General features: G+C 61.4%; 15 protein-coding genes. 12 read left to right on the top strand and 3 right to left on the bottom strand.

The annotated features are described in order from the left end of the window. Nucleotides 1-208: 208 nt before the first annotated feature. From AB4O05_RS14370 to AB4O05_RS14360, 3 genes are read left to right on the top strand one after another with little or no spacing between them, the layout of a single operon-like run. The gene (locus AB4O05_RS14370; RefSeq protein ID WP_460164743.1) at nt 209-781 is read left to right on the top strand and encodes a helix-turn-helix domain-containing protein; all 573 of its coding nucleotides are present in this window, start codon (nt 209-211) and stop codon (nt 779-781) included. After that, entirely contained in the window at nt 778-2,124 is a 1,347-nt protein-coding gene (locus AB4O05_RS14365; protein WP_460136937.1) for a glutamine synthetase family protein, read from the top strand. The genes AB4O05_RS14370 and AB4O05_RS14365 overlap by 4 nt, the downstream gene beginning before the upstream one ends. A 14-nt stretch (nt 2,125-2,138) precedes the next feature. Continuing rightward, nucleotides 2,139-3,236: a DNA alkylation repair protein gene (locus tag AB4O05_RS14360; protein WP_460136938.1), complete on the top strand. Its 1,098-nt coding sequence runs from the start codon at nt 2,139-2,141 to the stop codon at nt 3,234-3,236. Between the two features lie 47 nt (nt 3,237-3,283). Here the strand turns inward: AB4O05_RS14360 and AB4O05_RS14355 are convergent, their stop codons facing one another. Continuing rightward, on the bottom strand, nt 3,284-4,177 hold the full coding sequence (locus AB4O05_RS14355; RefSeq protein ID WP_460136939.1) for a LysR family transcriptional regulator: 894 nt from the start codon (nt 4,175-4,177) through the stop codon (nt 3,284-3,286). Nucleotides 4,178-4,306: 129 nt separating this feature from the next. On the opposite strand from AB4O05_RS14355, the gene AB4O05_RS14350 reads away from it, so the two are divergent. The 6 genes from AB4O05_RS14350 (at nt 4,307) to AB4O05_RS14325 (ending at nt 12,101) form a co-directional block, all read left to right on the top strand. Continuing rightward, entirely contained in the window at nt 4,307-5,974 is a 1,668-nt protein-coding gene (locus AB4O05_RS14350; RefSeq protein ID WP_460136940.1) for a GMC family oxidoreductase, read from the top strand. Between the two features lie 115 nt (nt 5,975-6,089). After that, on the top strand, nt 6,090-7,712 hold the full coding sequence (locus AB4O05_RS14345; protein WP_460136941.1) for an MFS transporter: 1,623 nt from the start codon (nt 6,090-6,092) through the stop codon (nt 7,710-7,712). A gap of 165 nt (nt 7,713-7,877) precedes the next feature. Beyond that, complete coding sequence (locus AB4O05_RS14340; RefSeq protein WP_460136942.1) at nt 7,878-9,827, top strand: DNA topoisomerase III; 1,950 nt, start codon at nt 7,878-7,880, stop codon at nt 9,825-9,827. 134 nt (nt 9,828-9,961) lie between these two features. Next, on the top strand, nt 9,962-10,402 hold the full coding sequence (locus AB4O05_RS14335) for a CBS domain-containing protein (RefSeq protein ID WP_460136943.1): 441 nt from the start codon (nt 9,962-9,964) through the stop codon (nt 10,400-10,402). Between the two features lie 8 nt (nt 10,403-10,410). Then, nucleotides 10,411-11,256, top strand: a complete 846-nt coding sequence (locus AB4O05_RS14330) for an NAD-dependent protein deacetylase (RefSeq protein ID WP_460136944.1) — start codon at nt 10,411-10,413, stop codon at nt 11,254-11,256. A gap of 515 nt (nt 11,257-11,771) precedes the next feature. Then, nucleotides 11,772-12,101, top strand: coding sequence for a hypothetical protein (locus AB4O05_RS14325; protein WP_460136945.1), 330 nt, complete (start codon nt 11,772-11,774; stop codon nt 12,099-12,101). Nucleotides 12,102-12,160: 59 nt separating this feature from the next. Here AB4O05_RS14325 and AB4O05_RS14320 read toward each other — a convergent pair whose 3' ends face one another. Then, nucleotides 12,161-13,063, bottom strand: coding sequence for a LysR family transcriptional regulator (locus AB4O05_RS14320; protein WP_460136946.1), 903 nt, complete (start codon nt 13,061-13,063; stop codon nt 12,161-12,163). A 132-nt stretch (nt 13,064-13,195) separates the two neighbouring features. Here AB4O05_RS14320 and AB4O05_RS14315 point away from each other — a divergent pair, with 132 nt between their 5' ends. Genes AB4O05_RS14315 through AB4O05_RS14305 form a run of 3 tightly spaced genes read left to right on the top strand, consistent with a single transcriptional unit; the run spans nt 13,196 to nt 15,783 of the window. Next, nucleotides 13,196-13,894: a CoA transferase subunit A gene (locus AB4O05_RS14315; protein WP_460136947.1), complete on the top strand. Its 699-nt coding sequence runs from the start codon at nt 13,196-13,198 to the stop codon at nt 13,892-13,894. Nucleotides 13,895-13,930: 36 nt separating this feature from the next. Further along, entirely contained in the window at nt 13,931-14,590 is a 660-nt protein-coding gene (locus AB4O05_RS14310; protein ID WP_460136948.1) for a CoA transferase subunit B, read from the top strand. Nucleotides 14,591-14,601: 11 nt separating this feature from the next. Continuing rightward, a complete protein-coding gene (locus AB4O05_RS14305; RefSeq protein WP_460136949.1) occupies nt 14,602-15,783 on the top strand; it encodes an acetyl-CoA C-acetyltransferase in 1,182 nt (393 codons plus the stop codon). Between the two features lie 423 nt (nt 15,784-16,206). On the opposite strand, the gene AB4O05_RS14300 is transcribed toward AB4O05_RS14305, so the two are convergent. Then, nucleotides 16,207-17,292 carry a DUF1615 domain-containing protein gene (locus tag AB4O05_RS14300; RefSeq protein WP_460136950.1) on the bottom strand — a complete coding sequence of 362 codons (1,086 nt, stop codon included), beginning with the start codon at nt 17,290-17,292 and terminating at the stop codon, nt 16,207-16,209. Between the last annotated feature and the right edge of the window lie 98 nt (nt 17,293-17,390).

The following is a 17,390-nucleotide window of genomic DNA, read 5'->3' as shown; positions in this document are numbered from 1 at the left end:
AGCGGGCTTGTCCCGCGTTGGGGTGCGAAGCGCCCCTGATGAAGACGAGTACGGTGTATCAGGTGCTCCTCTGCGCCTGGTTTTGGGGCTGCTGCGCAGCCCAACGCGGGACAAGCCCGCTCGCCACAGAGGGGCACAGGCCGATGCGCCCATTGCCAGCGTGAAATTAATCCTGTAATTTTTCATGAAATTTACAGACATAAATTTCATGACACCACAAGAAGAACTCGCCACCCTCGCCGCGCTGATCCACGACCTGCGCAAGCACAAGAAGCTCACCCTGGCGCAACTCGCCCAGAAGATCGAGCGCTCGGTGGGCTTCCTGTCCCAGGTCGAACGTGGCCTGTCGCGCCCGACCGTGGCGGATCTCACCGCCATCAGCCACGCCCTTGACGTGCCCACCACCTATTTCTACAGCCAGCCCAAACCCAAGGCGGTGGACTGGATCACCCGCCCCAACGAGCGGCGCACGGTGTATTACGCCAATGGCATCACCGACATTCTGGTTTCTCCCAGCATGAACGGCGCCTTCTCGATGCTCGACAGCCTGCTCGCCCCCGGTGCCAACAGCGGCGAGCAGACCATGAGCGACCGCGCCGAGCAGGCAGGTTTTGTGCTGGAAGGCCAATTGACGCTGTGGGTCGAAGGCGAGGCCGACGCGGTCACCCTCGGCCCCGGTGACAGTTTCCACCTGGCCAGTTTCGCCCATTGCCGCTACGCCAACCTGACCGACCTGCCCGCCCGCGTGTTGTGGGTTTACAACCAGGAGCTGTACCCGTGAAAAGCCATGCCGCCACGTTACTGGCCGAAGTGCGGACCTTTCGCCAGCATCACCCCGATGTGCGTTATGTCGACCTGATCGCCCTGGATATCCCTGGGCATTTCTACGGCAAGCGCTATCCGATAGACATGCTGGAAAAGGTCGCCGCCGGCAGCCCGTTGAAGCTACCGCAGAATGCCGTGCTGCTGGGCGCGCAAGGCGGCTTGTTCAAGATCGGCGATTACTGCTTCAACGACGGCGACCCGGACGCCAACCGTCGCCTGGTGCCGGGCACGCTCAAGCCGGTGAACTGGGAAGCGCAGCCGTTGGGGCAGATGCTGATCACCTCGGATGGCACCGAAGCGCCCATCGAATTCGAACCCCGTGAAGTGCTGGCCAAAGTGCTCGAACGCCTGCAGCACAAGGGTATTCACCCGGTGGTGGCGTTCGAGCTGGAGTTCTACCTGTTCGACAAGCAGCTCGACCAAGGCCTGCCGCAATTCGCCCGCGACCCGTTGAGCGACGATGCCGATGACCAGCCCAACCTGCATATCGAACGGCTGTCGCGTTTCAGCGAAGTGCTGGACGATGTGGCGCAGACCGCCAAGGACCAGGGCATCGACATCACGGTGATCACCGCCGAACTCGGCCCCGGTCAGTTTGAGATCAATTTCGGTCACCTCGACGACGGCCTGCGCGCCGCCGACTGGGCCGCCCTGTTCTGCCGCAGCACCCGCGGCGTGGCGCTCAAGCATGGCTACCGCGCCAGCTTCATGGCCAAGCCCTACCTGCAATTTCCCGGCAGCGGCATGCACGTGCATGTGAGCCTCTACGACAGCGCGGGCAATAACCTGCTGGCGGCGCATCAGCAGCAACCGTTGCGCCACGCCGTGGCCGGTTGCCTGGAATTGCTGCCCCACTGCATGCCGATCTTCTCGCCCAACCACAACGCCTTCCGCCGCCTGGGCGGTACGGTCAACGCCGCGACCCGTGCCAGTTGGGGGTTTGAAGACCGCGACGCGTGCGTGCGCATCCCTGACTCCGACCCGCGCAACCTGCGCATCGAACATCGCCTGGCCAGTGCCGACGCCAACCCGTATCTGGTGCTGGCGGCGATCCTGGTCGGCCTTGAGCATGGCCTTGAAACCAAGCACGACCCCATCGCACCACTGAACGAGGACCGCAGCAGCGGCACCGACTTTCCCGTCGAAATGCTCGATGCCGTGCGTGCCATGCAGCATCAGCCGGTATTGCGCGATAAGCTGGGCGCTGAATTTATCGACGTGTACTGCGAGAACAAACGCCAGGATCACTTGGCCTTTCAACAAGAGATCAACGCGCGGGAATACCGCTGGTTTCTTTAACCCTGGAATAACCGATGACCGACCAAAGCGCCCCGGCCCTCAAGGAAATTTTCAACGTCGAACGGCTGCAACACATCGCCAGTGAAATGACGGCGGTGTACCCGGCATTCGACGCCAAGGGATTTCTCAAGCATGCCAAGGCCGGGCTGGCCGAGTTGTCGGTGATGCAGCGTATGGCGCGGGTCAGCGAAAGCCTGCATGCGGTGATCCCTCTCGATTATGCGCAAACGCTCAAACGCCTCTACGCTCTCGCCCCGCGCCTGAACAGCGGGTTTGTCAGCCTGTTCCTGCCGCACTACGTGGCGAGTTACGGCCTGGGCGACTTCAAGCGCTCCATGGCCGCGCTCAAATACTTCACCACCTTTGGCTCGGCTGAATTCGCGATAAGAGCCTTCTTGCTGCACGATTTCGAACGCACCCTGGCGGTCATGCACGCGTGGTCGCTGGATGCCAACGAACACGTGCGCCGCCTCGCCAGCGAAGGCTCGCGCCCCCGCCTGCCGTGGTCCTTCCGCCTGGCCGAGGTACAGGCCAACCCCGAGCTGTGCGCGGCGATCCTCGACAACCTCAAGGCCGACCCCAGCCTCTACGTACGCAAGTCGGTGGCCAACCACCTCAACGACATCACCAAGGACCACCCGGATTGGGTACTCAGCCTGATCGAAGGCTGGAACCTGGATAACCCCCACACCGCCTGGATCGCCCGTCACGCACTGCGCAGCCTGATCAAGCAAGGCAACAGCCGTGCCCTGACAATCATGGGCGCGGGCGCCAAGGCCGAGGTGAAGCTCCATCACCTGAGCGTCACGCCAGCGGTGATCAGCCTGGGCGAGCGGATCAACCTGTCGTTCAGCCTGGAATCCACCGCTGCCACCGCACAAAAGCTGGTGGTGGACTACGCCATCGACTACGTCAAAAGCGCCGGACATAGCGCGGCCAAGATGTTCAAGCTCAAGGCATTTACGCTGGGCGCGGGTGAACACCACAGCATCCGCCGCGAGCAACATATTCGCGAGTTGACCACGCGCAAGCACTATCCCGGTCGGCATGTGGTGCATGTGATGGTCAATGGTGAGCGATTGGGCAGTGCGGCGTTTGAGCTGCGCGATTGACGACGGTTGAATGAACATACGCAGCTCCCACTTTTGACCGTGTTCATTCAGTTGGATTCGCCGAGCAGCAGCTTTTGCTCACGCGCACACAACTCCACCACGTAATCCCACAACACCCGCAACCGCACTGATTTGTGCAGCTCCCGACGCGAGCTGATCCAGTAACTGCGCTGGATGTTCTCCCCCGGCAGCAAGGCCACCAGATCCGGATCGCCGGCGGCCATGAAGCACGGCAATACCGCGATGCCCAGTCCGGAGCGCGCCGCCTGATGCTGGGCGATGACGCTGGTGCTGTGGAACACCACCTTGGGGGTGCGGCAGAAGCTGCTGAGGAATTTCAGTTCCTGGCTGAACAGCAGGTCGTCCACGTAATCGATCCAGGCATGGGCGGCGAGGTCTTCGCGCTTTTCAATGGGCGGGTTGCGCGCCAGGTAGGCGCGGCTGGCATAGAGCGCCAGGCGGTAGTCGGTGAGTTTGCGCGTGACCAGTTGATCGACGCTGGGGCGTTCGAGGTGGATGCTGATTTCCGCTTCGCGGTTGAGGATGCTGACAAAACGCGGCACGGCCACCAGTTCCACTTCCAGCCCGGGGTAGCGCTCGAACAGGCCGGCCATGCGCCCGGCAAGGAACATCACGCCCAGGCCTTCGGCCACGCCAAGGCGGATCTTGCCCAGGGGCACCGCAGAATGGGTGAGCTCGTCTTCGGCCAGCAGCGCGACGTTTTCCATCGCTTCGGCGTGTTTGAGCAGGGCTTCGCCCGCGGGGGTCAGTTCGTAGCCGTGGGCGTGCTGCACGAACAGAGCGGTGCCGAGGCTCTTCTCGATAGCCTCGATATGCCGGGCCACGGTGGCATGCGTGGTTTTCAGGCGCTGCGCGGCGGTGAGCAGACGCCCGCTGCGCTGCAACTCAAGAAAATACCGCAGGTCGTTCCAATCAAACATCTCGCCTCCATCGCATGGGCCAGGGCCGCGCTGTTTAAAAACGCACAGCAGCTGGGTAAAAACTAACATTTTTAAGACGAAAACTAACAACTAGGATGGAGCCAATAAGAAAAACAAGCGAGGCCTCAGATGCCCATTGCAGCTGCGCAATACGATTACGTGATAGTAGGCGCCGGCCCCGCCGGCTGCCTGCTGGCCAATCGGCTGTCCGCCAACCCCGCCCACCGCGTGCTGCTGCTCGAAGCCGGTGGCCGCGACAACTACCCCTGGATCCACATACCCGTCGGCTACCTGTTCTGCATCGGCAACCCGCGCACCGACTGGTGTTTCAAGACCCAAGCCCAGGAAGGCCTGCAAGGCCGTGCCCTGAGTTATCCGCGAGGCAAAGTGCTGGGCGGCTGCTCGTCCATCAACGGCATGATCTACATGCGCGGCCAGGCCCAGGACTACGACGGCTGGGCCGCTGAAGGCAACCCCGGCTGGGCCTGGAAGGACGTACTGGCGCTGTTCAAACAGAGCGAAAACCACTTTGCCGGCAGCTCGGAGTTTCACAGTGATGGCGGTGAATGGCGGGTCGAGCAACAGCGCCTGCACTGGCCGATCCTGGATGCCTTCCGTGACGCGGCGGCGCAAAGTGGTATCGCGCCGACCGGGGACTTCAATCAGGGCGATAACGAAGGCTGCGGTTACTTCCAGGTCAACCAGAAGGCCGGTGTGCGCTGGAACGCGGCCAAGGCGTTTCTCAAGCCGATCCGCCAGCGGCCCAATCTCACCGTGCTGACGGAGGTGGAGGTGGACCGGGTGGTCCTGGAAAACGGCCGGGCCTCGGTGGTGGTCGGGCGCCAGCACGGCCAGCAGGTCTATTGGAAGGCACGCCAGGAGATTGTGCTGTGCGCCGGCTCCGTCGGCTCCCCCGGCATTCTGCAACGTTCGGGCATCGGCCCCGCAAGCGTACTCAAGCCGCTGGGCATCAATGTGTTGCACGAACTGCCCGGCGTCGGCGGCAACCTGCAGGACCACCTGCAATTGCGCCTGATCTACAAACTGGAAAACGCCCGCACCCTGAACCAGATCGCCGGCACGGTGTGGGGCAAGATGGGCATGGGCCTGCGCTACTTGTATGACCGCAGCGGCCCGTTGTCGATGGCGCCCAGCCAGCTCGGCGCCTTTGCCCGCTCCGGCCCGGAACAGGCCTCGGCCAACCTTCAATACCATGTGCAGCCGCTGTCCCTGGAGCGCTTTGGCGAACCATTGCATGCGTTCCCGGCGTTTACCGCCTCGGTGTGCGACCTGCGCCCGCAAAGCCGTGGCCGTATCGATATCCGCTCGGCCAACCCGGCGGATGCGCCGCTGATCCGGCCCAACTACCTCAGCCACCCGGAGGACCTGCGCGTAGCCGCCGATGCGATTCGCCTGACCCGACGCATCGTCGCCGCACCGGCCCTGAGCCAGTTCAAGCCAGTGGAATACCTGCCCGGCGACGCGCTGCAAAGCGAAGAACAACTGCACGAAGCCGCCGCGCGTATCGGCACGACGATCTTCCACCCGGTGGGCACCTGCCGCATGGGCAGCGACAAGGACGCCGTGGTCGATGCGCAACTGCGGGTGCATGGCATACCTGGCCTGCGCATTGCCGACGCGTCGATCATGCCGCGCATCACCTCCGGCAATACCTGCTCACCGACCTTGATGATCGCGGAAAAGGCCGCGCAACTGATCCTTTCGCCGAACACTGCAGGAGCGAGCGTGCTCGAGAAAAACGCAACGGCGCCGCGCTCATCCAGCTTTCCCGCGTAATCGTTGACGATTTTCGCGAGCACGCTCGCTCCTACAGAGGAACGGAAAACAGACCGGCGCCGAGATTGGCGCCGACAGTGGAACAACAATAAATAATCACTGTGAGGGCTACCCGATGTCAGACCATGCTCAACCCCTGGGCTCGGCAGTTACCGCGAGCACCAGCAACGAATCAAGAAAAGTCATCTTCGCCTCGTCCCTGGGGACGGTGTTCGAGTGGTATGACTTTTTCCTCTACGGCGCCCTGGCGGCGGTAATCAGCAAACAGTTCTTTGCCGGGGTCAACGACACCACGGCGTTTATCTTTGCCTTGATGGCCTTTGCGGCGGGCTTTGTGGTGCGTCCCTTCGGAGCGCTGGTGTTCGGACGCCTGGGCGACATGATCGGGCGTAAATACACGTTCCTGGTGACCATCATCCTGATGGGCGTGGCGACTTTCTGCGTCGGGCTGCTGCCGACCTACGCCAGCATCGGCATTGCGGCACCGATCATCCTGATTGTGCTGCGCATGCTGCAAGGCCTGGCGCTGGGCGGTGAATACGGTGGCGCGGCCACCTATGTGGCCGAACATGCACCGGTCGGCAAACGCGGCTTGCACACCAGTTGGATTCAATCCACCGCCACCCTTGGCCTGCTGCTCTCGCTGCTGGTGGTGCTGGCCTGCCGTTACTTCACCGGTGACCAGTTCGACGTGTGGGGCTGGCGTATTCCGTTCCTGTTCTCCATCGTGCTGCTGGGCATTTCCACCTGGATCCGCATGAGCCTGCACGAGTCGCCGGCCTTCCTGAAAATGAAAGAGGAAGGCAAGGCCAGCAAGGCGCCGATCCGCGAGTCCTTCGGCAAGTGGGAAAACCTCAAGGTGGTGCTGATTGCCCTGTTCAGCATTAACGGCGGGCAGGCAGTGACCTTCTATGCAGCGCAGTTCTATGTACTGTTCTTTCTCACCCAGTTCCTGAAGATGGACCCGGCCCTGGCCAATATGCTGCTGATCATCAGCGTGGTGATTGGCGCGCCGTTCTTTATCTTCTTTGGCTGGCTGTCGGACAAGGTCGGGCGCAAGCCGGTGCTGATGCTCGGGCTGCTGCTGGCGACGGTGTTGTATTTCCCGATCTTCAAGAGCCTGGCGCACTACACCAACCCGGCGATGGACCAGGCCAGCCAGCAGGCGCCGATCAGCGTGCTGGCCGACCCGGCCACCTGCACCTTCCAGTTCGACCCGGTGGGCAAGGCGCGTTTTGACAGCCCCTGCGACAAGGTCAAGACATTCCTGGTCAAGCAAGGCCTGCCCTACAGCAGCGTCGCCGCGCCAGCCGGCAGCCCGGTGCAGGTGAGCGTCGGCGAAGTGCGTATCGACGGCTTTGACGAAGCAGCCCTGCGTGGCGCCGTGACCCTGGCCGGTTACCCGGCTTCAGCGGATATCGCCCAGGTCAACCAGGTGATGGTGGTGGTGCTGATCGTGGCGCTGATCCTCATCGCGGCCATGTGCTACGGCCCGCTGGCGGCGTTGATGGTGGAACTGTTCCCGACGCGTATCCGCTACACCTCGATGTCGCTGCCCTACCACATCGGTAATGGCTGGTTTGGCGGGTTCCTGCCCACCGTGTCGTTTGCGCTGGTGGTGTACACCGGGGACATCTTCTACGGCCTGTGGTACCCGGTGGTAATTACCGGGGTGAGCCTGATCGTGGGGTTGTTTTGCCTCAAAGAAACGCGGCATGTGGATATCGATAACAACTGAATAAGCTTCAAGGGGCAAGCTGCAAGCGGCAAGTAAAAGCCAATCGGCTCTTTCTTGAAGCTTGCAGCTTGAAACTTCAAGCTGTACATCCATACAGATAATGGTTGCCGAATCAACGTTGACTGAGCATCCTGCACAGCATCAACCCGATCTGATGTGATGACCATGCGGCTGTACCTCTGTGAAAAACCCTCCCAGGCCAAGGACATCGCGGCCGTGCTCGGCGCCAGTCGTCGCGGCGATGGGTGCTGGCTGGGCAATGGGGTCACCGTCACCTGGTGCATCGGCCACCTGCTGGAAACCGCTCCGCCCGATGCCTACGACGCCAAGTACAAACGCTGGGTACTGGCCGACCTGCCGATCATTCCCGATAAATGGAAAATGCTGGTCAAGCCCAAGACAGCCAGCCAGTTCAAGGCGGTCAAGCGCCTGCTGGGAGAAACCCAGGAACTGGTGATCGCCACCGACGCCGACCGCGAGGGCGAGATGATCGCCCGCGAGCTGGTGGAGCATTGCCGCTATCGCGGGCCGATCCAGCGCTTGTGGCTGTCGGCGCTGGACGATGCCTCGATTCGCAAGGCCCTGGCCGCACTCAAGCCCGGCGCGGAGACGTTCAGCCTGTATCACTCGGCCCTGGGCCGCTCCCGCGCCGATTGGCTGATCGGCATGAACATGAGCCGCCTGTTTACCCTGCTTGGGCGGCAGTCCGGTTATCAAGGCGTGTTGCCAGTGGGCCGGGTGCAAACGCCGACCTTGCGCCTGGTGGTGGATCGCGATCGCAGCATTGCCGATTTCGTGCCGGTGGCGTACTGGGCCATCGATGTGGATTTGCACCACGAGCGCATGACCTTCACCGCCCAGTGGCGCGCCGCCGAGGATGCCTGCGACGATCAGGGCCGCTGCCTCAACCCGCAACTTGCCCGTGACGCAGCCGACGCGATGAGCAACGCCGCCAGCGCGCGCCTGGTAAACCTGCGCACCGAGCGCCTGCGTGAAGTGGCGCCCCTGCCCTTCGACCTCGGCACCCTGCAGGAAATCTGCTCCAGGAAACTCGGCCTCGGCGCCCAGGAAACCCTGGATATCGCCCAGTCACTCTACGAAACCCACAAAGTCATCACCTACCCGCGCAGTGACTGCGGCTACCTGCCCGTGAGCCAGCACAGCGAGGCGCCAACGATTCTTGCCGCGCTGGGCCGTGCCGATACGGCAGTCAGCGAACTGATGCCGCATATCGATCCCCAGCGCCGCTCGCGGGCCTGGAACGACGCCAAGGTCAGCGCCCACCACGGCATCATCCCCACCGGGGCGGGCAAGGATGTCGGCCAACTTACAGGCAAACATCGGGCGGTCTACACCTTGATTCGCGCGCGCTACCTGGCGCAATTTCTGCCCAACCATGAATACGATCGTACCCAGGCGGATTTCGACTGTGCAGGCTTTGTGTTGCGCGCAGTGGGCAAAGTGGTGATCGAACCGGGCTGGAAACGCGCCCTGCCCGAAGCACTGGCGCCCACCAAGGGCCGTGAGGTTTCTGCGCCACAGGCCTTGCCGACGTTGGTCCAGGGCCAGGACTATGCGGTGGCCAAGGTCAATCTCAAGGACCTCTGGACCCAACCGCCCAAGCCCTTTACCGAAGGCGACCTGATCAAGGCGATGAAAAACGTCGCCAAACTGGTGGAAGACCCACTGCTCAAGCAGAAACTCAAGGACACCACCGGCATCGGCACCGAAGCGACCCGTGCCGGAATCATCCAGGGCCTGCTCGACCGTGGTTACCTGATGAAGAACGGCAAGGCGCTGTCGGCAACCCCGGCGGCGTTCAGCCTGATCGACGCGGTGCCCCGCGCCATCGCCGACCCCGGCACCACCGCCATCTGGGAACAGGCGCTGGACATGGTGCAAAACGGTGAGATGAGCCTGGAGGAATTCGTCGCCAAGCAGGCCGCCTGGATGAGCAAGCAGGTGGCCCGCTGCAACGGCTTGCGCATGACCATCAGCGGCCCGGCCAGCCCGGCGGGCAAAGGCGCCACACCCTGGAAAAAGAAGCGCAAGGCAGCGCCTCGCAAAACGGCGGCCAGCCTGAAACGGGCACAAAAACCGAAAAATGCCGGATGAAAGGCGAAAAAAGCCGGCGAATGACGTTTTTCGACGGGTTTGACGCCGCATTGGACCTTGCTCCGACGTGGTCCGTCTAGGATTCTGTAGGGGACGCTGACTTTCCAATAACAACACGCCCCGGAGTGGCCACCATGAAGACCATCGCACAACTGCTGAAAGCCAAGGACCCGAAAAACCAGGACGTCCACACCGTCCAATGGGATCACACCGTGTTCGAAGCGCTGGTACGGATGTCAGAGAAAAACGTCGGTGCCTTGCCAGTCCTTAAGAAAGGCAAGGTGGTGGGCATCATCAGCGAACGCGACTACGCACGAAAAATCATGCTCAAGGGGCTGTCGTCGGTCACCACCAAGGTTCATCAGGTGATGAGTTCGCCGGTGAGAACCGTTGACACCCGCAAAAGCGTCGAAGAATGCATGAACATCATGACCAACAGTCACCTGCGCCACTTGCCGGTGGTCGAAGGCGGAAAACTGCTTGGCCTGCTCTCCATCGGTGACCTGGTCAAGGAAGCCATTGCAGAACAGGCGGACCTGATCAAGCAGCTGGAGCAGTACATCCGCGGCGAATAGGCAACCCCATGCTCGATACCCTGGAACATCAGGAAGACCACCTCGACACCCTGCACCGGGCCATGGCCGCACGGCGTTTTCTGGTGTTGACCGGTGCCGGGATCAGCACCTCGTCGGGAATCCCGGATTACCGCGACAGCGAAGGCGTGCGCCGGGGCAAGGCGCCGATGATGTACCAGGAGTTCCTCGCCACCGCCCAAGCCCGGCGCCGTTATTGGGCACGGGCGATGCTGGGTTGGCCGCGCGTACGCATCGCCCAACCGAATAACGCTCACCGTGCGCTGGCAGCCTTGCAGCAACGCCAGTGCATCAGCGGCCTGATCACGCAAAACGTCGACACCCTGCATGATCAGGCGGGCAGCCACGATGTGATTGAACTGCACGGCAGCCTGCACCGGGTGCTGTGCCTGGACTGCCTGCAACGCAGCGAACGCGATGTGATTCAACGGCTGATGGAGAGCGAAAACCCATACCTGGCGGGCGTCGATGCGGTGCAGGCGCCCGATGGCGACACCTTGCTTGATCCCGCCTTTGAGGAACGCTTCCAGGTTCCCCGCTGTCCCCATTGCAACGGCCAGCGGTTGAAACCGGATGTCGTGTTTTTTGGTGAAAACGTGGCACAAGCCACCGCGGCCAAGGCAATGGCTGCGGTGGAGCACGCCGAAGGGTTGCTGGTGATCGGCTCATCGCTGATGGCCTATTCGGCGTTCCGCCTGTGCAAGGCAATGGTCGAGCAAGGCAAGCCGGTGATTGCCATCAACCTGGGCAAGACCCGTGGGGATGAGCTGTTGCAGGTGAAGATCGAGGCATCGTGCGAGCATTTGTTGCCATTGCTGGCTGAGCGCCTGGGATAGCAAGCCAGCTCCCACAGGGGTTTGGTGGTGAACCGAGCATCCAGCCTCAGCGACCCAGCGCTCCAGAAAATGACGCCCAAGTCACGTTCCTGCGCATTCCCCCGTCGCTACAACGATTTATGTAGTGAGCAAAAATAATCACTACATAACCGTTGACGTAACCTTTTTGTCCTTGCATGATCTAGACGTCTCCCGGATCGGGAACGTTGGTAACACGCGTTTTGAAATCGCTCGTCTGACCGCCGAGCTGTTTTTTCCGGATGTGCACTGCCCACAAGGCAGATTGATGAAGCTGACCTGCCCCGAAAGGGATAGGTACAAGGAGCTCAAACGCTGCTTGTCTTCGTTATGAAACCATTGCGTAGCAGTTCATCAGCAAAACTACATGCATCAGGTTCAAGACCCTGCCCGTATTCGGCAGACCGTCACTGACGCCCGGTTTTTTAAACCGGAGACAACTAAGCAGTTTTAACGGAATCAACTGATAGATCGCCAACTGGTCAAGGGGCTTACACATGAATCTGAACAACCAACCAACTATCGATGAATTGGCTGAGATGTTCGCAGCGCAGAAAGACACACTCGACGACCATATCCTGTGGATTGGCAAATCGGGCGAAGTGCAAATTGACTGCCTGGCGCCCCACACCGAAGAAGCCGAGTTCGACCGCAATAACCGTGAACTGGCGGCGCGCCTGAGGATGTACCGCCGTGGCCAGGGTTATGTCGGCAAAAAAGCCGCAGCCGATCGTAACTTTATCGAGCAAGTGTTCGACACGCTTAACAAAGCCTGGGAGTCTTTTAAAGACAACTCGCAAGTTAAAGTGATCGACCGTTACTACTAAGTACAACTCGACTCAGTAAGGGAGCTGGCCAGCCAGCTCCCTTTTTACTTGTCGCCCTTTTAAAAAGTTGGAAACCGGCTCTTCCCCGCTTCATCCCGAAAGATATCAAACAACACCTGCGCCGCCGCCGACAGTTCATGTCCGGGTTTGGTCAATACGCCAATCGGCCGTTCGATCACCGGGCTGGTCAAGGTGATGCAGTGCGCACCCGCTTCCTCCATCTGCTGCGCGCACAATGCAGGCACCGCACTGACGCCCAGGCCGCAGGCAACCATCTTGCCCACCGTCGCCAACTGGTGGCTTTCCAGCGCCACGGGCAACTTCATCTGCAAGGCGCCCAGGTGCTCTTCCAGCATGACCCGCACCGTCGACGGCCGCTGCAAGGTAATGAAGGGGTGTTCCAGCAAGGTGTGCCAGTCGATTTCGGCACACTGTGCCAGAGGTGAATCGCCCGGCACCACGGCAATGAAGCGGTCCAGGTACAGCGGCGTGAACGCCAGCGACGAACCTGGCGACGGCTCAAACGCCACGCCCAGTTCTACCTGACGATCACGGACCATCTCCAGCACCTGCTCGTTGATCAAGTCATGCACCGTTACGTTCACCTGGGGGTAACGCGCACGGAATATCTTCAGGATCGGCGGCAACAGGTTGCCCGCAAACGAGGGCATCGCCGCCACCGTCACCCGTCCGCGTTGCAGGGTGAAACGCTGGCGCAGCTCGTCCTCGGCATTGTCCCAGTCGGCAATCAAGCGACGCGCCAGAGGCAACAGCGATTCACCTTCCGGGGTCAGCGCGACATTGCGGGTGTTGCGGCTGAACAGACGGCCACCCAGCCCTTCTTCCAGCCCCTTGATGGTCAAGCTCAGCGCCGATTGAGAGAGATGCAGACGCTCGCAGGCAGCGGCAAAACTCAGGCTCTGGGCCACGGCGAGAAAGGCGCGCATCTGTTTAACGGTCATGAGGCTACTCCGAACGGGGATCAACTATGCTGTTTTCTAAATTAATCAACCATAAAAAACAACTTAACAAATCAATCCGTCAGCGCAACACTCAATCCATTGGCTGGCCCACATATAATAAAAGAGGTGCATATGGCAGGTTTCGATAAACGCGTGGCGTCCTACGAGGAAGCGCTGGCAGGCCTGGAAGACGGTATGACCGTGCTCGCGGGTGGTTTTGGCCTGTGCGGCATTCCGGAAAACCTCATCAAAGAGATCAAGCGCAAAGGCACCCGTGACCTGACCGTGGTGTCCAATAACTGCGGCGTCGACGGTTTCGGCCTGGGCATACTCCTGGAAGAAAAGCAGATCCGCAAAGTGATCGCCTCCTACGTCGGTGAAAACGCGCTGTTCGAGAAGCAATTGCTCAGCGGCGAAATCGAAGTGGTACTGACCCCCCAAGGCACCCTCGCGGAAAAAATGCGCGCAGGCGGTGCCGGCATCCCGGCCTTCTTCACCGCCACCGGCGTCGGCACTCCGGTCGCCGAAGGCAAGGAGACCCGTGAATTCAACGGCCGCCCGTACCTGATGGAAGAATCCATCACCGGCGACTTCGCCATCGTCAAAGGCTGGAAAGCCGACCACTTCGGCAATGTCATCTACCGCCACACCGCCCAGAACTTCAACCCCCTGGCCGCCACCGCCGGCAAGATCACCGTGGTCGAAGTCGAGGAAATCGTCGAACCGGGCGAGCTGGACCCGGCGCAGATCCATACCCCTGGCATCTACGTCGACCGGATCATCTGCGGCACCTTCGAGAAGCGCATCGAACAGCGCACCGTCCGCAAATAATCCGCCTCCAGCCCTAAGAATAAGAGGAACACAACCATGGCTCTGACCCGCGAACAAATGGCCCAACGCGTCGCCCGCGAAATGCAGGACGGTTTCTACGTCAACCTGGGCATCGGCATTCCAACCCTGGTGGCCAACTACATTCCCGACGGCATGGAAGTGATGCTGCAATCGGAAAACGGCCTGCTGGGCATGGGTCCGTTTCCCACCGAAGACACCATCGATGCCGACATGATCAACGCCGGCAAACAGACCGTAACCGCGCGTATCGGCGCGTCGATCTTCTCTTCCGCCGAGTCGTTCGCGATGATTCGCGGCGGCCACGTTGACCTCACCGTACTCGGCGCGTTTGAAGTGGACGTGCACGGCAACATCGCCTCGTGGATGATCCCCGGCAAGCTGGTCAAGGGCATGGGCGGCGCCATGGACCTGGTGGCCGGTGCGGAAAATATCATCGTGATCATGACCCATGCGTCCAAGGACGGTGAATCGAAGCTGCTCAACCAGTGCAGCCTGCCGCTGACCGGTGCCCACTGCATCAAGCGTGTACTGACGGACCTGGCCTACCTGGAAATCGAAAATGGCGCTTTTGTCCTCAAGGAACGCGCACCAGGCGTCAGCATTGAAGAGATTGTGAGCAAGACCGCCGGTAAACTGATCGTCCCGGACCACGTTCCAGAAATGCACTTCCAGTGAGGACAGATCTCATGCAAGACGTCGTGATTGTTGCTGCCACCCGCACCGCCGTGGGCAGCTTTCAAGGTTCGCTGGCCAGTATCCCGGCCCCGGAACTGGGCGCCGCCGTGATCCGTCGCCTGCTGGAGCAGACCGGCCTGGACCCGGCCCAGGTGGATGAAGTGATCCTCGGCCAGGTGCTCACAGCAGGCTCAGGCCAGAACCCGGCGCGCCAGGCCTCGATCCTCGCCGGCCTGCCCCACGCGGTGCCGAGCCTGACACTGAACAAGGTCTGCGGCTCGGGCCTCAAAGCCCTGCACCTGGGTGCCCAGGCCATCCGTTGCGGCGATGCCGACGTGATCATCGCCGGCGGCATGGAAAACATGAGCCTGGCCCCCTACGTCCTGCCCGGCGCGCGCACCGGCTTGCGCATGGGCCACGCCAAGATGATCGACAGCATGATCACCGACGGCCTGTGGGATGCGTTCAACGACTACCATATGGGCATCACTGCCGAGAACCTGGTGGACAAGTACGGTATCAGCCGTGAAGCCCAGGACGCATTCGCCGCCGCCTCCCAGCAAAAGGCCAGCGCCGCTATCGAAGCCGGCCGTTTTGTCGATGAAATCACGCCGATCCTGATCCCCCAGCGCAAAGGCGATCCAATCGCCTTCGCCGTGGATGAACAGCCCCGCGCCGGCACGACTGCCGAGTCCCTGGCCAAGCTCAAACCTGCCTTCAAGAAAGACGGCAGCGTCACCGCCGGCAACGCTTCCAGCCTCAATGACGGTGCCGCCGCGGTGCTGCTGATGAGCGCTGATAAAGCCAAGTCCCTTGGCTTGCCGGTACTGGCGCGTATCGCCAGTTACGCCAATGCCGGTGTGGACCCGGCGATCATGGGCATCGGCCCGGTGTCCGCCACCCGCCGCTGCCTGGACAAAGCCGGCTGGAACCTGGGCGATCTCGACTTGATCGAAGCCAACGAAGCTTTTGCCGCGCAATCCCTGGCGGTGGCCAAGGAGTTGGAGTGGGACGCTGAAAAGGTCAACGTCAACGGCGGCGCCATCGCCATCGGCCACCCGATCGGTGCCTCAGGCTGCCGCGTGCTGGTGACCCTGCTGCATGAAATGATCAAGCGCGACGCCAAGAAAGGCCTGGCGACCCTGTGCATCGGTGGCGGCCAAGGCGTGGCCCTCGCCCTCGAACGCAACTGATTCAAAGAGCAACACGGAAGAGGCCCGGTTCCACGAAAACCGGGCTTTTTCTTTGCGCAGCTGTATCGAATGAAACACAGCTCTTATCAAACGACCCCTGTGTTTGTGGCGCACTTCAAACTTCTGTAGGAGCGAGCTTGCTCGCGAAGAACCCGAGAACGCCGCGGGGGATCAGGTTTCCCGCGTTATCGTTGACGGTCTTCGCGAGCAAGCTCGCTCCTACGGTAGTGCATCGGCGGTCGCCTGCGATGGCGGTGGATCAGTAGACCCCTATGCCACCTGCCCCACCACTTTCGCGAGCAAGTCGAGTCGTCGCACCGCCGCTCCCACAGGGGATCTGCGCTTAACTGATTGACACCCCCCTGTGCTGCTCCCGCCGCACCATGATCCACTCCCCGACCATGCGCACTGCCAAGGACATCATCAGCGCTTCATGCAGCGCTGATAACGCTCATCCACCCGCTTGGCAAACCATGCGGTAGTGAGGTTGCGGGTGATCTTCGGGCTCTTGAGCACAATGCCCGGCAGGATCGCCCGCGGCATTGGCTGACCGTTCGCCTTGTCAGCCAGAGCAAACACGCGTTTGTAGAGGGTGGTGTCCTCAAAATCCAACTGCTCGCCCTGTTCCAGCTGGCTGCGGATGCTGGGGTTGCGCATATCCAGCTTGGTGCCCAGGGAACGCACCGCCAACTCGGTAGTGCCGGGCATTAATGAGCCATAGCGAATCAGGTCTCCATCCAACGCCAGCTCGGTGCCCGAAGCGCGGCTGACAGCCGCCTGGAACGCGGCATTGCGGCTGGCGTACCAACCGGCATTGAAGTCGGCGAAGCGGTACAGCGGCTGGTCGTAGTTCACCGGGTAACCGAGCAAGTGGGCGATGCCGAAGTACATGCCACCCCGCCGGGTGAAAACTTCGCGACGAATCGTGCCGTCCACCGTGTAGGGATAACCGCGCGCCTGTTTCTGCGCAAAGTCGATACTGACCTGCATGGGCCCGGCGGTATGCACCGGGTTGAAACCGCCAAACAGAGTGTTGCCCAGCGGCACCATGCTGATGAAGTCATCGAAGATGCCGCTGAGGTCTTTCTCGGTGCGCGCAGCGTTCAAGCGGTCGGCGTAGGACTTGCCGGTGGGTGACTTCAATTGCAGCGCGCTACGCACCACGAACGCAGGCACATGCACCTTGCCGGCCCGGCGCAGGATTTCGTCCTGGGCGATCTTGCCCATGTTCGGTACCGGCGGGTCTACCTGAAAGGTGGACTCCTGCTCGGTCACCGCCAGCACGGCGCAGATGTTTTCGGTGCTGGGGTAGATCTCCTGGGTGTCGAAGGCGGTGTAGATGTCCTGGGCCCAACCATCGCGGTCTGCCACCTTGGCCGGCAGCAGGCGCACGATCTGCGCCTTTACCTCTGCCTCGCTGCGCTCCGGCTGCTGCGGGCCGCGTGAGGTGGAGCAGCCGGCCAGCACCAGCAAGGGGGCGAGGCACAGGATCAGGCGGCGTAGGGACATTGGACTTCCTTGAAGGCGATGGGCCGGGCGTTGCCGATATGGACCGGTAAGTCTAACGCGGGTTCGCCAACCTGCCCTCTCGCCAGCACAGGGCGAAC

Source organism: Pseudomonas sp. S1_G07 (genome assembly GCF_054668565.1).
Note: the sequence above shows the minus strand (reverse complement) of the source record. Positions and strands in the feature narration are given on the sequence as shown.

Excerpts from the sequence above, each read along its gene's own strand:
- AB4O05_RS14370 (WP_460164743.1), top strand. The coding sequence starts at position 209 with ATGACACCACAAGAAGAACTCGCCACCCTCGCCGCGCTGATCCACGAC.
- AB4O05_RS14360 (WP_460136938.1), top strand. The coding sequence starts at position 2,139 with ATGACCGACCAAAGCGCCCCGGCCCTCAAGGAAATTTTCAACGTCGAA.
- AB4O05_RS14355 (WP_460136939.1), bottom strand. The coding sequence starts at position 4,177 with ATGTTTGATTGGAACGACCTGCGGTATTTTCTTGAGTTGCAGCGCAGC.
- AB4O05_RS14350 (WP_460136940.1), top strand. The coding sequence starts at position 4,307 with ATGCCCATTGCAGCTGCGCAATACGATTACGTGATAGTAGGCGCCGGC.
- AB4O05_RS14345 (WP_460136941.1), top strand. The coding sequence starts at position 6,090 with ATGTCAGACCATGCTCAACCCCTGGGCTCGGCAGTTACCGCGAGCACC.
- AB4O05_RS14340 (WP_460136942.1), top strand. The coding sequence starts at position 7,878 with ATGCGGCTGTACCTCTGTGAAAAACCCTCCCAGGCCAAGGACATCGCG.
- AB4O05_RS14335 (WP_460136943.1), top strand. The coding sequence starts at position 9,962 with ATGAAGACCATCGCACAACTGCTGAAAGCCAAGGACCCGAAAAACCAG.
- AB4O05_RS14330 (WP_460136944.1), top strand. The coding sequence starts at position 10,411 with ATGCTCGATACCCTGGAACATCAGGAAGACCACCTCGACACCCTGCAC.
- AB4O05_RS14325 (WP_460136945.1), top strand. The coding sequence starts at position 11,772 with ATGAATCTGAACAACCAACCAACTATCGATGAATTGGCTGAGATGTTC.
- AB4O05_RS14320 (WP_460136946.1), bottom strand. The coding sequence starts at position 13,063 with ATGACCGTTAAACAGATGCGCGCCTTTCTCGCCGTGGCCCAGAGCCTG.
- AB4O05_RS14315 (WP_460136947.1), top strand. The coding sequence starts at position 13,196 with ATGGCAGGTTTCGATAAACGCGTGGCGTCCTACGAGGAAGCGCTGGCA.
- AB4O05_RS14310 (WP_460136948.1), top strand. The coding sequence starts at position 13,931 with ATGGCTCTGACCCGCGAACAAATGGCCCAACGCGTCGCCCGCGAAATG.
- AB4O05_RS14305 (WP_460136949.1), top strand. The coding sequence starts at position 14,602 with ATGCAAGACGTCGTGATTGTTGCTGCCACCCGCACCGCCGTGGGCAGC.
- AB4O05_RS14300 (WP_460136950.1), bottom strand. The coding sequence starts at position 17,292 with ATGTCCCTACGCCGCCTGATCCTGTGCCTCGCCCCCTTGCTGGTGCTG.